General features: G+C 63.2%; 10 protein-coding genes. 1 reads left to right on the top strand and 9 read right to left on the bottom strand.

What is annotated here, in order from left to right; all coding sequences use genetic code 11:
* From AABA86_RS30235 to mdeB, 5 genes are all read right to left on the bottom strand, one after another.
* The coding region (locus tag AABA86_RS30235; RefSeq protein WP_338309398.1) for a biotin carboxylase N-terminal domain-containing protein at positions 1-461 on the bottom strand (461 nt) is incomplete at its 3' end.
* Between the two features lie 8 nt (positions 462-469).
* Entirely contained in the window at positions 470-1999 is a 1530-nt protein-coding gene (locus AABA86_RS30230; protein WP_338309397.1) for an acyl-CoA carboxylase subunit beta, read from the bottom strand.
* A 17-nt stretch (positions 2000-2016) separates the two neighbouring features.
* Positions 2017-3732 (bottom strand): dihydrolipoyl dehydrogenase, encoded by a 1716-nt coding sequence (gene lpdA, locus AABA86_RS30225; protein ID WP_338309396.1) that lies wholly within the window; start codon positions 3730-3732, stop codon positions 2017-2019.
* 8 nt (positions 3733-3740) lie between these two features.
* Positions 3741-5021, bottom strand: coding sequence for a 2-oxo acid dehydrogenase subunit E2 (locus AABA86_RS30220; RefSeq protein ID WP_338309395.1), 1281 nt, complete (start codon positions 5019-5021; stop codon positions 3741-3743).
* Positions 5022-5038: 17 nt separating this feature from the next.
* The gene (mdeB, locus tag AABA86_RS30215) at positions 5039-7717 is read right to left on the bottom strand and encodes an alpha-ketoglutarate dehydrogenase (RefSeq protein ID WP_338309394.1); all 2679 of its coding nucleotides are present in this window, start codon (positions 7715-7717) and stop codon (positions 5039-5041) included.
* Positions 7718-8088: 371 nt separating this feature from the next.
* Between mdeB and AABA86_RS30210 the strand changes: the two genes are divergently transcribed.
* Positions 8089-8949, top strand: a complete 861-nt coding sequence (locus AABA86_RS30210; RefSeq protein WP_173015766.1) for an AraC family transcriptional regulator — start codon at positions 8089-8091, stop codon at positions 8947-8949.
* A gap of 72 nt (positions 8950-9021) precedes the next feature.
* On the opposite strand, the gene AABA86_RS30205 is transcribed toward AABA86_RS30210, so the two are convergent.
* From AABA86_RS30205 to AABA86_RS30190, 4 genes are all read right to left on the bottom strand, one after another.
* Positions 9022-10245: an ABC transporter substrate-binding protein gene (locus AABA86_RS30205; RefSeq protein WP_028140593.1), complete on the bottom strand. Its 1224-nt coding sequence runs from the start codon at positions 10243-10245 to the stop codon at positions 9022-9024.
* A 77-nt stretch (positions 10246-10322) separates the two neighbouring features.
* Positions 10323-12188, bottom strand: coding sequence for an AMP-dependent synthetase/ligase (locus tag AABA86_RS30200; RefSeq protein ID WP_338309393.1), 1866 nt, complete (start codon positions 12186-12188; stop codon positions 10323-10325).
* 1 nt (position 12189) lies between these two features.
* Positions 12190-12969 carry an enoyl-CoA hydratase/isomerase family protein gene (locus AABA86_RS30195; RefSeq protein WP_007594449.1) on the bottom strand — a complete coding sequence of 260 codons (780 nt, stop codon included), beginning with the start codon at positions 12967-12969 and terminating at the stop codon, positions 12190-12192.
* Between the two features lie 16 nt (positions 12970-12985).
* A complete protein-coding gene (locus tag AABA86_RS30190; protein ID WP_338309392.1) occupies positions 12986-14119 on the bottom strand; it encodes an LLM class flavin-dependent oxidoreductase in 1134 nt (377 codons plus the stop codon).
* Positions 14120-14204: the final 85 nt, after the last annotated feature.

Below are 14204 nucleotides of genomic sequence, written 5' to 3'. Positions count from 1 at the left end.
GGATAGCCGATCTCGTCGGCAATCCTGACCGCGTGCTTGTCGTCCTCGATGACGCCGAGATAGCCGGGGACGGTCGAGACCTTGGCCTTGGCCGCCGCCTTCTTCGACTCGATCTTGTCGCCCATGGCCGCGATCGCGCCCGGGTTGGGGCCGATGAAGACGATGCCTGCGGCCTCCAGCGCGCGCGGAAACGCCTCGCGCTCGGAAAGGAAGCCGTAGCCGGGATGCACGGCCTCGGCGCCGGTCTTGCGGCAGGCCTCCACGATCTTCTCGATCAGCAGATAGCTCTCGGCGGCGGCCGGCGGGCCGATCAGCACGGCCTCGTCGGCCATCTCGACATGGAGGGCGTCGCGGTCGGCTTCGGAATAGACCGCAACCGTCTCAATTCCCATGCGGCGCGCGGTCTTGATGACCCGGCAGGCGATTTCACCGCGATTGGCGATCAGAATCTTCTTGAACACAGCTCTTCCTACAACGGCAAGTTGTCGTGCTTCTTGGCCGGAATTTCCATCTTCTTGTCACCCAGCATGGCCAGCGCCCGTGCGATGCGGTGCCTCGTTGCATGCGGCATGATGACGTCGTCGATATAGCCGCGCTCGGCGGCGATGAAGGGCGACAGGAAGCGGTCTTCGTATTCCTTGGTGCGGGCCGCGATCTTGTCGGGGTCGCCGATGTCGCTGCGGAAGATGATCTCGACCGCCCCCTTGGCGCCCATGACCGCGATCTGCGCGGTCGGCCACGCATAGTTCATGTCGGCGCCGATCTCCTTGGACGCCATGACGTCGAAGGCGCCGCCATAGGCTTTTCGGGTGATGATGGTCACCAGCGGCACGGTGCACTGCGAGTACGCGAACAGGAGCTTCGCGCCGTGCTTGATCAGGCCGCCATATTCCTGCGCGGTGCCGGGCAGGAAGCCGGGAACGTCCACAAAGGTGACGATCGGGATGTTGAAGGCGTCGCAGAAGCGGACGAAGCGCGCGGCCTTGCGCGAGGCGTCGCTGTCGAGCACGCCCGCCAGCACCATCGGCTGGTTGGCGACGAAACCGACAGTACGGCCCGCGATACGGCCGAAGCCGGTGACGATGTTCTTGGCAAAACCCTCGGCGATCTCGAAGAAGTCGCCCTCGTCCACGACTTTCAGGATCAGTTCCTTCATGTCGTAGGGCTTGTTCGGATTATCGGGGATCAGCGTGTCCAGCGACATGTCGACCCGCTCGATGGAATCGAAGCTCGGCCATTCCGGCACGCCGTCGGTGTTGTTCGCCGGCAGGAAGTCGATGAGACGGCGCATCTGCAAAATCGTCTCGACATCGTTCTCGAAGGCGCCGTCCGCAATCGAGGAGCGCGTGGCGTGCACCGAGGCGCCGCCGAGCTCTTCGGCGGTGACGACCTCGTTGGTGACCGTCTTCACGACGTCGGGGCCGGTGACGAACATGTAGCTGGTGTTCTTCACCATGAAGATGAAGTCGGTCATGGCCGGCGAGTAGACGTCGCCACCGGCGCAGGGGCCCATGATGACCGAGATCTGCGGGATCACGCCCGAGGCGAGCACGTTGCGGCGGAACACGTAGGAATAGCCGGCGAGCGCGGCGACGCCTTCCTGGATGCGGGCGCCGCCGGCATCATAGAGGCCGATGATGGGCGCCCGCGCCTTCATCGCCAAGTCCTGCAGCTTGGTGATCTTCAGCGCGTGGGTCTCGGACAGCGAGCCACCGAACACGGTGAAATCCTTGGCAAAGACGAAGGTCTTGCGGCCGTTGACGGTGCCCCAGCCGGTGACGACGCCGTCGCCCGGCACCTTGTTCTTCTCCATGCCGAACTCGGTGGAGCGGTGCTCGACGAACATGTCCATCTCCTCGAACGAATGCTTGTCGAGCAGCAGGTCGATCCGCTCCCGCGCGGTGAGGCGGCCGCGCGCATGCTGCGCGTCGATGCGCTTCTCGCCGCCGCCGAGTTTGGCACCGGCGCGACGTTGTTCAAGGGCTTCGATAACGGACATCGATTGGGCCAACTGATCTACCGCTTTCTGGCGATTGGAGGCAGGTCGGTGCAAATGCCCTCATGGACTTCGGCAGCCATGCCGATCGTCTCGCCGAGGGTCGGATGGGGGTGAATGGTCTTGCCGATATCGATAGCGTCAGCCCCCATTTCGATCGCGAGACAGATTTCCCCGATCATATCGCCGGCATGCGGTCCGACGATCACGCCCCCGACGATGCGACCGGTTTCGGCGTCGAACGACAGCTTCGTCATGCCATAGGACGCGCCCGACGCGATGGCCCGGCCGGACGCGGCCCATGGGAATTTTGCCGAACGGATCTTCCCTCCGGATTCGGCGACATCACGCTCGGACTTGCCGACCCAGGCGATCTCAGGATCGGTGTAGGCGACATTGGGGACGATCTTCGCCGTAAAGGCCGCCGGCTTCCCGGCCGCTACTTCCGCGGCGACGTGCCCCTCGTGAACGGCCTTGTGGGCCAACATCGAACCGCCGACGACGTCGCCGATGGCGAAGACGTTGCGCGCCGTCGTTCTCATCTGCTCGTCGACCTGAATGAAGCCGTTCGGATCGACTGCAACGCCGATCCGTTCGAGGCCGAGTTCGCCGCTGTTAGGAACGCGGCCCGCAGATTGCAGCACGAGATGGTAGGATCGCGTCTCAACTGACGCGCCCGTGATAGCAACCGTCACGCCGTCGGGCGTCACCACGGCAGTCGATACGCTGCTTTCAAGGTCGATATGCTCGAAGCGATGCGCGTTGCGCGAACGCCAGATCTTCACCGCGTCGGCATCCACGCCCGCCAGGATATCGTGAAGCCTTTCGACAAGATCGATCTTGGCGCCGAGCGCGCTGTAGACGGTCGCCATCTCCAGCCCGATGATCCCCGCTCCGATCACGAGCATGCGGCCCGGAATGCTTCGCAGCGCGAGCGCGCCGGTCGATGTCACGACCCGCTCGTCCTTGGGAAGCACCGCCAACTGCACCGCGCGCGAGCCCGTCGCGATGATACATTGTCCGAAATCGATCTGCTGCGAGCTCGTCCCGTCGCCGGCAATCTCGAGCCGCGTGGCGGAGACGAATTTCGCGGTGCCGCCGATCACCGTGACGCGGCGCGCCGCCGCCATCTGGCTCAGCCCATCCGTCAACTTCGTGACGGTACCGTCCTTGAAGGCGCGCAGCCCCTGCAGATCGATCTGCGGCGCACCGAAGCGAATGCCCATATCGGCGATCCGCTCGGCTTCCTCTTTGACGGCCGCAACATGAAGCAGCGCCTTCGACGGGATACATCCGACATTCAGGCAAACTCCGCCCAAGGTGCCGTAGCGTTCGACGATCGCGGTCCTCAGTCCAAGATCTGCGGCCCGAAACGCTGCTGAATAGCCGCCCGGCCCGCCTCCGATCACGACAAGATCGTAGCGCGTATGATCTGTTGCGCGCTGGCCAGCATCGGCCTGATCCGCCGAGACCGTCTCGCCTTGCGCGACCGCTTCGTCCGACGCCGACGCCGTGCCAATCATGGAGCCTTGAGACACCTTGTCTCCAACGCGCAGCGAAATGCTCGTGATCACCCCTGCAATCGTCGACGGAATCTCCAGCGTCGCCTTGTCGGATTCCACGGTGATCAACGCCTGCTCTCGCGCGACGACGTCGCCCGCCCTGACGTGGACCTCGACGACTTCGACGTCTCGGAAGTCCCCGATGTCGGGGACCCGGATCTCCTCTGTCCGCATCTGCGTCCTCACAATGCGAAGCGCCGCAGATCGGAGAGCACCGACGCGACAAAGCTCAGGAACCGGGCTCCGGCCACGCCGTCGACGACCCGGTGATCCCACGACAGACTCAGGAAAAGGACGAGCCGCGGTTCGAATTCGCGCCCATTCCAGACTGCCTCGGTGGCGGCACGCCCGGCTCCGAGGATTGCAACCTCGGGCGCGTTGATGATGGGCGTAAATCCCTGACCGCCGACGCCTCCCAGAGACGACACCGAGAAACAGCCCCCCTGCATGTCGCCCGACGCGAGCTGCCCTGCGAGCGCCTTGTCGGCGAGCGAGCGCATCTCCGCGGCGATCTGCCGAAGGCCCTTCTTATCGCAGTCCCGGATCACCGGCACGACCAGACCTTTCGGTGTGTCGACGGCGAATCCGATGTGGACGTAGTGCTTCAAGATCAGCTCATCACCATCGAGCGAGGAATTGAAGCGCGGGTATTTCTGCAGCGCCAAGGCCGCGGCCTTGATCAGCAGCGACACCATGGTGAGCTTCGCCGTGTCCTTCGCGGCCTCGGCATTGGCGAGTTGACGAAAGGCTTCGGCGTCGGTCACATCCGCTCTGTCGAAATTCGTTACATGGGGAATGACGCTCCAGTTGCGCGAGAGGTTCGTACCGGTCAGCTTCTGGATCCGTGTCAGCGGCAGGCGCTCGACCGCGCCGTACCTCTCGAAATCCACCTTGGGCCAATCGACCGGGGCGCCGGGCTCAGGCGCCGTCGCCGGTCTCGATCGCACCAGTCCGTTGACGAAGGCCGCCACATCCTCGCGCAAAATCCGGCCCTTGGGGCCTGTGGGCACGACAGAGTCCAGCGTCACGCCGAGCTCACGCGCCAAAGCGCGGACCGACGGCGACGCATGCGCCGCCCCGCTAAGCTGCGGCTGCTGTGCACGTGCTCGCGAGTCATCGACTGGAGCCACGGGCGCCGGCCGTGACAGCGCCTCCTGCTGCGAGATCCGTTGCTCCACCTGCGGTGCCGACGCAGTCGCCGGCGGAGGCGCGGTGGATTCGCCGCGCCCTTCGAGGACCATCAGAACCGAACCTTGAGAAACCCGCACCCCGACGTCGATCATCAGTTTGGCCACCGTGCCTGCGGCCGGGGATGGCACCTCCATCGTCGCCTTGTCGGACTCGATCGACAGCAACGGCATGTCGATCGTGACCTCGTCGCCGACCGACACATTGATTTCGACTATCGGAACATCCTTGTAGTCCCCAATATCTGGCAGAACGACTTCAATTGAACGAGACATGCGCGCTCCGCCCTCTCTCAGCGCGACCAAGGCGATGCAACGCCGGTCGGCAATTCGTAGCTGGCGATGGCTTCGGCGACCTGCTCACGCGCCACTTGACCCAATTTTGCCAGCGCCGACAGCGCCGCAACGACGATCTGCTTGCGATCGACCTCGAAGAACGATCTCAGCGCGGCGCGTGTATCGCTGCGCCCGAAGCCGTCGGTGCCCAGCACCGTATAGGGCGCCTCGATGTAAGAACCGATCAGTTGCGGATACGCCCGGACATAATCCGATGCCGCGACGATCGGCACCTTGCCGCCCAGGCATTGTACGACGTGGCTCTCGACCGGGGTCGACAGTGGCGAGAGCCGATTAGTTCGCTCCACATCGCGCGCCTCCCGCGCCAGCTCGGAAAAGCTCGTTGCCGACCAGACTTCACAGGCCACTTTCCATTCGCTTTGCAGCATCGCTGCGGCGGCGAGCACCTCCGGGAGAATGGCGCCCGAGCCGACCAGCCTGATCTTCGCCGGCCCGTCAGCGCTCGGCAGAACCCGATAGAGACCCTTGATGATGCCGTCGCGTGCATCGTCGGGCATCGAGGGCTGCGCATAGTTCTCGTTCATCGCCGTGAGGTAATAGAACTCGTCGTTGCCCTGCTCGAGCATCGACCGCATGCCGTGATCGACGATGACGGCCACCTCGTAGGAGAATGCCGGATCGTAGGCCCGGCAGTTCGGAACGGTCGCCGCCATCAGATGGCTGGACCCGTCCTGATGCTGCAAGCCTTCGCCGCCGAGCGTCGTCCGGCCGGCCGTCGCCCCGATCAAAAAGCCACGCGCGCGCTGGTCCGCCGCCGCCCAGATCAGATCGCCGACCCGCTGAAAGCCGAACATCGAATAGTAGATATAGAACGGCAGCAACGGGAAGTTATGGATGCTGTAGGAGGTCGCCGCCGCGGTCCATGACGAAATCGCCCCCGCCTCGGTGATCCCCTCCTCCAGCAATTGACCGTCGATCGCTTCCTTGTAGTACAGCATCGAACCGGCATCTTCCGGCTCGTAGAGCTGTCCCGCCGGCGAGTAGATGCCGACCTGTCTGAACAGGTTCGCCATTCCGAAGGTGCGGGCTTCGTCGGCGACGATCGGGACGATGCGCGGGCCGAGCGTTTTGTCCTTGAGCAAATTGGTGAACAGCCGCACGATCGCCATCGTGGTCGACGTCTCCTTGCCGTCGCCGCGCAGCGCGAACTCCGCGTAGGATTGCAGCGGCGGCACCGGCAGCGCCGCCGAAGCGCGTCGCCGCGCCGGCATGTAGCCACCGAGTGCCGCGCGACGGGCGCGCAGGTACTGAATTTCCGCGCTGTCTTCCGCAGGCCTGAAGAATTCCAGCTCCTCGACTTGCTCGTTGCTGAGCGGCAGGGCGAACCGGTCGCGGAACGCATACAGCGCGTCGACATCGAGCTTCTTGGCCTGGTGCGACGTCATGCGCGACTCGCCGGCGCCGCCCATGCCGTAGCCCTTCTTGGTCTTCGCCAGAATGACGGTCGGCCGACCCTTAATGTCCTTCGCGGCGGCAAAGGCCGCGAACAGCTTCTTGAAGTCGTGGCCACCGCGCTTCAGGCCGTCGATATCCGCGTCCGACATGTGCGCAACTAGCGCCCGGACCTCGGGATCCTCGCTGAAGAAGTGGGCGAGGTTGTAGGCCCCATCCTTGGCGCCGAGCGTCTGATATTTGCCATCGACAGTGTCGGCGAATTTGCGCAGCAGCGCATGCTTGCTATCGCGCGCGAAGATATCGTCCCAGTCCGATCCCCACAGCACCTTGATGACGTTCCAGCCGGCGCCCTGGAAAAGTGATTCGAGTTCCTGAATCACCTGCCCGTTGCCGCGGACCGGCCCATCCAGGCGCTGCAGGTTGCAATTGACGACGAAGGTGAGGTTGTCGAGATTTTCCCGCGCCGCCAGGGCGAGCCCGGCGATCGATTCCGGCTCGTCCATCTCGCCGTCGCCGAACACACCCCAGACGTGGCGACCAGCCGTCTGCACCAGGCCGCGATGCTGCAGATACTTCATGAACCGCGCCTGGTAGATCGCGCTGATCGGCCCAAGGCCCATCGACGCCGACGGCACCTGCCAGAACTCCGGCATCAGCCAGGGATGCGGATAGGACGACAGACCGGGGCCGCTCAGTTCCTGGCGATACAGCTTCAGATTTTCGTCCGACAGTCGGCCTTCGAGATACGCTCGTGCATAGACTCCGGGGGACGAATGCGGCTGGAAATACACCAAGTCGCCCTCCGACTCGGAGCTTGACGCGCGAAAGAAATGATTGAAACCGACTTCGAAAATCTCCGCGGCCGAGGCGTAGCTGGCGACGTGCCCGCCGAGCTCCCCATAGGCCTTGTTGGCACGGACCACCATCGCGAGCGCGTTCCAGCGAATGATCGCCGTCAGGCGGGTCTCGATCGCGATGTCGCCGGGGTAGGGCTTCTGCTGCTCGAGCGGAATAGAATTGCGATAGGGCGAAAACGGCGGAGAGTCCGGCAGAACGCCGAGCTCCTTCGCGCGCCGATCGAGCGCAGCCAGGATGTATCGCACGCGCTCGGCACCGGCGCTGTGGTGGAGCGATCCAAGCGAGGCGAGCCAATCGGCGGTTTCGACCGCATCCTGATCGGCGTTGACGGCCTTGCGTGGCGGATCGATGTGTGCAGTCATGCGTCGGGCTCCGAGAAAGCCCGCACTTGGTAGCATCGGGTGCTATGGCACGTGCTGCTGAATACGGCCGCGTTCCGACGGATTGGTCGGCTCCGGCGGGACGCCGAGGCTAGCATCGCAGCATTCTCTGCTGTTGGTTTAATCGGGCGAGTGATCGAGCCGTCGGCCGCCTGACAGGTGCTCCCGCTTGGTCACGGCGCAGCATGCCGCATCGCTCAGCGCTCACGCCGCAGTAGCGGGCATCTTGTCGCAGATCAGCGAACTCGACGGCTCGCCGCGACTAGTGACCTGACCTTTCAAAACAGCTAACCTCGGCTAGCAGCAGGATCTGCATCAAGGCTTGACTGACTTGACGAATTGGCAGGATTGAAATGCCGCCCGAGACCGAGTTCGATCGCGATTTTGCGCGAATGGATCTGCCCGATCTTCGGATCAACTATGATCCTGTCGATCCGGATCAGTTCGATCGTCCCGTCACTTCATTCTGTCTCGAAACCAGCAAAGACAACGACGACCTGCCGCTGCACTCACACCGCAAAGGCCAATTGGTCGTCGCATCTCACGGCTCGGTGATGTGCCGGGCGCCCGGCGGCTTGTGGATCGTGCCTCCGCAAGGCGCGGTATGGATCCCGGCCGGCGTGCAGCACAGCAATTGCGTGGCCGATTTCGGCAAACTCTACACAGTGTTCATCGATCCGCAGGTCAGCATGCTGCCGCGGACCTGCTGCACGCTGATGATCACGTCGCTGGTGCGGGAATTGATCCACCGCCTCTCGGTGTTCCCACCGCTCTATCCGCTGGAAGGACCGACCAGCCGTCTCGGCCGGGTTTTGCTCGACGAACTCGTGCAGATGTCGACGACGGATGAAATGTATTTGCCGATCTCCCCCGACGCCCGTCTTCAACACCTCGCGACCTCCTTGTTGAATAATCCGGGCGACCGCAGCACGATGGACGAAGTCGCCTCGCGCTACGCGATGAGCGAGAGTACCTTCGCACGCTTCATAGCCAAGGAAACGGGGATGACCTTCGGGCGCTGGCGCCAGCGTCTCCACATTCTGATCGCCATGCAACGCCTCACGGCGGGCACTTCGGTCCAGGCCGTGTCGCTGGAACTGGGGTACGAAACCCCCAGCGCGTTCATCACGATGTTCAAGAAGACGATGGGAAAGAGCCCCCGCCGCTTCCTTGCCGAGCGGTCGCGCCTGATTAATTCGGACAGTTTGCCCTAGCTCGCACGTCCCTGCCTGGGCACTTGACGACCGCGACCCCGCGACGCTTTCGCGGGGCCGCCCGTAACGACGTCAGCGTTTGCTGTAAGGCGCAAGCGGATACTCGAGCGACGCTTCCGCAATGGCCTTTGGAGCCACCACCCGAGGCCTGCCTTTCAAACCCTGCAGCATCACCATCGAACAGTGGATGTTCTGGCCGGTCTCGTCGAACTTGGTGTTGTCGCCGTACATCAGGATCGGCTTCATGTCGGTCTTCTTGAGCGCGCCGTGAATCGCCGCCGACTCCGGCGAAGCCGCCCGCGTCACGGCGTCTGCGACGATCTGCACCGCCTCGAACGCGCAGCCCGCATTGGCATCGAACCAGTCGTTCGGGTAGTCGGCCGCGAACATCTTCATGATCTTGTCGGTCTCGGCGCCCTTGGGATTGAGCCACAACGCCGACAGAACCGGACCGTCACCATACTTTCCGAGCGCGTCGTGATACGCCTTGTCGGACACGCCGTTGGAGTTGGGCGAAAACACCATCTTCGGGTCCCAGCCCTGCTTGATGCATTCGCGCGCGATCATGATCGCGTCGTTGACGCGCGTGACCGAGATCAAAGCATCGGCACCCGACGCTTTCGCCTTGGCAACTTCCACCGACAGATCCTTGGCCTTCTCGTCATAGGCAACGTGCTGCGCGATCTTGAGCGGAACATCCACTTCCTTCCACGCCTGATCGATGCTGGCCGCCGTCGACTGCCCCATCGTGTTGTTGAGATGGAGAACGACGGCGCTGCTCGGCGGATCCTTCAGCGTGCCGAGCACGGACTTCAGCTCGGCCAACGATTGCCGCACGATGGTCAGCGACGTGGGGTAATAGCGGAACACCTGGGTGAAGCCCTGTGAAGTTACCTGGGTGGCGCTCGCGATGTGGACCACCATCGGCACCTTGGCGGCCTCGCAGGCCTGCAGCGCCGAAATGGTGGCACCGGAATCCCACGCGCCGATCAGCACGGTGCAGCCCTGCCGGATCAGGCTCTCGGCGGCAATCCGGCCGTTCTCCGGACGGCTTTGCGTATCGGCGTGAACGATCTCGATGTCGAGGCCGAACTTCTCACGCGCGAATTTGGCGCCGAGATCGATGCCGCGCACGCAGGCCTGACCGGGAAACGCCAGCACGCCGCTGCTGGGCATGATCGCTCCGACTTTCACTTTCGTGTTCGCCGCAAACGATGGCCTTGATACCAGGCCTACCGCAATTCCCAATCCGCTTCCGACAATCGTCCGCCGCGTGATTCCGCTTCGCTTGGTCATCTCGATGTCCTGTTGCTGAAGGAGTGAAATCTTATCTCGACTGGTAGCTTCGTACGCTTTGGGACCGACCGCCGACCTCAAAGGCCCATCTCGGCCTTGATCAATTCTTCCTCGGTTTCGTCGTAGAGCGACGCGATCAGCGACTGATAGCGCTCGTTGATCTGCTTGCGACGCTTCTTCCGCGTCGGCGTCATCACGCCGTTCTCGAGCGACAGCTCCTCTGGCAGAATGCGGAACGCCTTGATCTGCTCGGCTCGCGCCAGCCTTCCGTTGGCCTTGCCGATCTCCGCCTCGATCAGCCGGTTGACGATCTCGGAGCCTGCCAGGTCCGCGTAACTCGCGATCTTGTCGTCGCGCGACTTCGCCCAGTCCATTGTGGCGGTGGCATCCACTTCGATCAGGGCGGTGAGATATTTTCGCCCCTCGCCGATCACAGCCGCCTCGGAGATGAACGGGCTGTGCCTCAGCTCGTTTTCGATCTGAGTCGGGCTGATCGATTTGCCGTTCGACGTGTTGATGATCTCCTTCTTCCGGTCGACAAGCTTGAAGGTTCCTTCCGGCGACACTTCGACGATGTCGCCGGTGTAGAGCCAGCCGTCGCGAAGCGCCGCTTTCGTCTCGTCCGGCTTGTTCCAATAGCCCGCGAACAATCCCGGTCCACGGACGATCATCTCGCCGTCCTGGAGCACGGCGGTTTCCCACGCCGGATCCGGCAGCGGGACCCCGACGTTGCCGGCCTTCGGCCACTCCGCCATCTGCACCAGATTGGCACCGACCAGTTCGGTCTGGCCGTAGCACTCCTTGAGCTGCAAGCCCCACAACTGCCACAGCGACATCAGCTCGGACGGCATCGCCGCCGACGAGGTGAACGCGACCTTCAGTTCGTCGAAACCGACCTCCGCGAGCAGCGGCAGGAACACTTGCTCGCGGCAGGCCGCGAACAGTTTGGAGACGAAGGCATCCTCGTGGCCGCGCTGACGGTCTTCGAGCGCCCTGCGCGCGATCGTCACGGCAAGCGTGTAGTTCTGATCTCCCGCTTCCCCGGCGGGATGCACCTTGCTGAGGATCTGTGTCGCAAAGCGCTGGTAGAACCGCGGCGGCGCCATATAGTAGGTCGGCTTCACCTCTTTGATCGTCTGGGCGAAGTCCGCGGTCGTCTCGCCGAAATATGGAACTGCGTCGGCGATCAGCGGCAACGTGGTCGCCTGCCCGCGCGCCACAGTGTGCGACATCGGCAAATGCACGACCACCCGGTGCTCCTCTTCGTGCATGCTGGGGCCGAACAGGGTGATGCAATGAACGCCGGCGAGAATGGAAAGGTGCGTCAGCATGGCGCCTTTGGGGTTTCCGGTCGTCCCGGACGTATAGCCGATGCTGACGACATCGGACGCCTTTGCTGTCGCGCTCTCCTTCTGCAGATAGTCATGCGCATCGACATCGTGTGCTCCAACAAAGTCGGCCAGCGACTTGATCGACGCCGAGGCCTCGCCGGTCCAATCCGGGTCGAGCACGATGATGCCGCGGAGCTGCTCGGCCCGACCGGAGGCGAGCACGATGCGAAGCTGCGGCTCCCCGCCGACGAACGCGAACTTCGCGCCTGAATCCGTGAAGCAGTAAGCCACTTCTTCGGGTGACGAGGTGAAGTAAACGCCCACCATGACGCCGCCGGCGCACATCGTGGCCATGTCGGCGATCAGCCATTCCTCGGACGAATCGCCCATGATCGCGACCCGATCGCCGCGCTCGAGACCAGCACGCCGCAGCGCGCTGGCCAGGTTCACGACACGCTGCGCATAGGCGCCCCACGTCATGGCGGTCCAGGCGCCGTGACGCTTTTGTTGCAAGGCGATCTTGTCGGGCCGCTCCGCGAGTCGCGCGGCCAAAAGCTGCACGACGGTCGTATCCGCCAACTGGGCGCCGGATGTCATCTCAGCGACGTTCATCTCAGCGCTCCGCGAAACGCTTGCGCTTGGCCGCGAATGCGGCAACCGCCTCGGCCCGCTCGGGCGACTTGAACGTCAACATCTCCAGCGCCGCAGAGGTGTCGAGCAGCAGGTGGGCGTACTGCTTGATGATCTTGTTGACGCTGTACTTGGTCCACACGATCGATTCCTTCGGCCCGCTTGCCAGCAGTTCGGCGTATTCGATCGCGGCATCGAGAACGTTGCCGTCTGCGACCACCTCGTTGATCATACCGATAGCAGCCGCTTTCTCGGCGGAGATGAATTCGCCGGTCATCAGATAGTGCTTCGCGCGTACCGGCCCCATCAGCAGCGGCCAGATCACCGCGCCGCCATCGCCCGCGACGACGCCGGCATTGACATGCGTGTCGGCGAAACGGGCTGTCGAGCTCGCATAGATCACGTCGCAGAACAGCGCGAGCGTGGCACCCAGGCCGACCGCGACACCGTTGACGGCCGCGACGATCGGCACTTCGACTTCCAGCATGTTGCGGATGAGGTGGCGACCGCTGCGCGTCGGGGACGGCAGCGTTCCCTTATCCAGCGACTTCTGATCGCCACCAGAGCAAAATCCGCGGCCCGCACCGGTGAGAACGATCGCGTTGACAGAACTGTCGTGATCCAGCTTGACGAAGACGTCTTCGAGCTCCTCGTGCATCTCCCAGTTGATCGCGTTGAGGATCTCCGGGCGGTTCATCGTGACGATCGCGACGCCAGTGGCGCGCTGCTCGACGATCAGGTACTTGTAGCCGTATTGCGACATTGATTTCACCGTTCGATTACTGCTTCTGGGTCCGCATCAGCCGGATCTGCCCGAGAATCTCCTCGGTCGGCCGCACGACGTTGTTTCCGTCGTTGAAATGCGGGATGACGTAGCGACCGACCATGTCGATCGCCTCCATGATCTTTTCGTGCGGGACGGAGTCCATGTGCAGCAGCACCTCGTCGATACCCATGGCCTCGAACTTCTCGATCTGACGAATGACCGTATCGGGGCTGCCGCACACCGTCGTGGCCGACTCGTTGACCAGATAGTCCCAGTCGTTGGCGGCGCGCTCCATCGACGGCACGCTCTCCCCCATGTATTTGTAGTCGTCGGCAATCGCCGCGAGACGCGGATAGGCATCGGTCGAGATCTTGGCATAGTGCATTAGCGGGCCGGCATAATCCGCCTTGGCCTGTTCGTCCGTTTTCCCGATGCCGATGAACAGCGGAATGCCGATACGCGGACGCTGCAGCGGTCCCTCCGCGTCGCACTTCCAGTTTTTTTGATAGGAGTCGATCAGCTTCTGCTGAGCTTCCCAGCCCTGATAGATGTTGCTGCTCATCACGGCGAAGCCCTGCGAGGCCGCCCAGAGATGACTGCGCTCGCTGGTCGCCGCGATCCCGATCACCGGATGCGGCTTCTGCAGCGGCTTCGGAACCAGCTGGCGCGGAGGGATCTGGTAGTACTTGCCGTCAAACGTGAAAATGTCCTGGCGCATCGCCGTTTTCAGCAGCGCCAGCCCTTCTTCCATCTGCGCCAGCGTTTCGTTCGGATCGACGTTGAACGCCCGCATCGCGATGGTGGTGTTGGCGCGGCCGCCGTAGAATTCCATGCGGCCGTTGGACAGGATGTCGGTCACGGCAAGCCGCTCGGCCGAACGCAAGGCGTGGTTGATGCGCTGCGGCATCAGCGTCACCGCCGCGCGCAGCTTGACGCGCGACGTCACCGCGGCCAGATAGCCGAACACCACTTCGGGCGCCGAGCTCGAGATCCCGCCCAGTGCCACGTGCTGCTCGGAGAGCGCGACGCAGTCGAAGCCGACCTTCTCGGCCAGACGGACTTCGTCGACCAGTTCGTGAAGCCTGCGCGAGTAACTGTGGCCGACCTGGGTTTCCTGTTCAGACCAGAACCCAAACGTAAGTGCCATGTCTCAATCCTTTTAGCTTGCGAGATGGCACAGGGTTTCATAGGCGTGGCGATATTTTCGCCCGAAAGCCGCGTTGCGTAGTAAC

Source organism: Bradyrhizobium sp. TM233 (genome assembly GCF_036247965.1).
Taxonomy (GTDB): Bacteria; Pseudomonadota; Alphaproteobacteria; order Rhizobiales; family Xanthobacteraceae; genus Bradyrhizobium; species Bradyrhizobium ottawaense.
Note: the sequence above shows the minus strand (reverse complement) of the source record. Positions and strands in the feature narration are given on the sequence as shown.

Bases quoted from the DNA above. Each gene is read 5' to 3' on its own strand.
- AABA86_RS30230 (WP_338309397.1), bottom strand. From the start codon at position 1,999: ATGTCCGTTATCGAAGCCCTTGAACAACGTCGCGCCGGTGCCAAACTC.
- lpdA (WP_338309396.1), bottom strand. From the start codon at position 3,732: ATGCGGACAGAGGAGATCCGGGTCCCCGACATCGGGGACTTCCGAGAC.
- AABA86_RS30220 (WP_338309395.1), bottom strand. From the start codon at position 5,021: ATGTCTCGTTCAATTGAAGTCGTTCTGCCAGATATTGGGGACTACAAG.
- mdeB (WP_338309394.1), bottom strand. From the start codon at position 7,717: ATGACTGCACACATCGATCCGCCACGCAAGGCCGTCAACGCCGATCAG.
- AABA86_RS30210 (WP_173015766.1), top strand. From the start codon at position 8,089: ATGCCGCCCGAGACCGAGTTCGATCGCGATTTTGCGCGAATGGATCTG.
- AABA86_RS30205 (WP_028140593.1), bottom strand. From the start codon at position 10,245: ATGACCAAGCGAAGCGGAATCACGCGGCGGACGATTGTCGGAAGCGGA.
- AABA86_RS30200 (WP_338309393.1), bottom strand. From the start codon at position 12,188: ATGAACGTCGCTGAGATGACATCCGGCGCCCAGTTGGCGGATACGACC.
- AABA86_RS30195 (WP_007594449.1), bottom strand. From the start codon at position 12,969: ATGTCGCAATACGGCTACAAGTACCTGATCGTCGAGCAGCGCGCCACT.
- AABA86_RS30190 (WP_338309392.1), bottom strand. From the start codon at position 14,119: ATGGCACTTACGTTTGGGTTCTGGTCTGAACAGGAAACCCAGGTCGGC.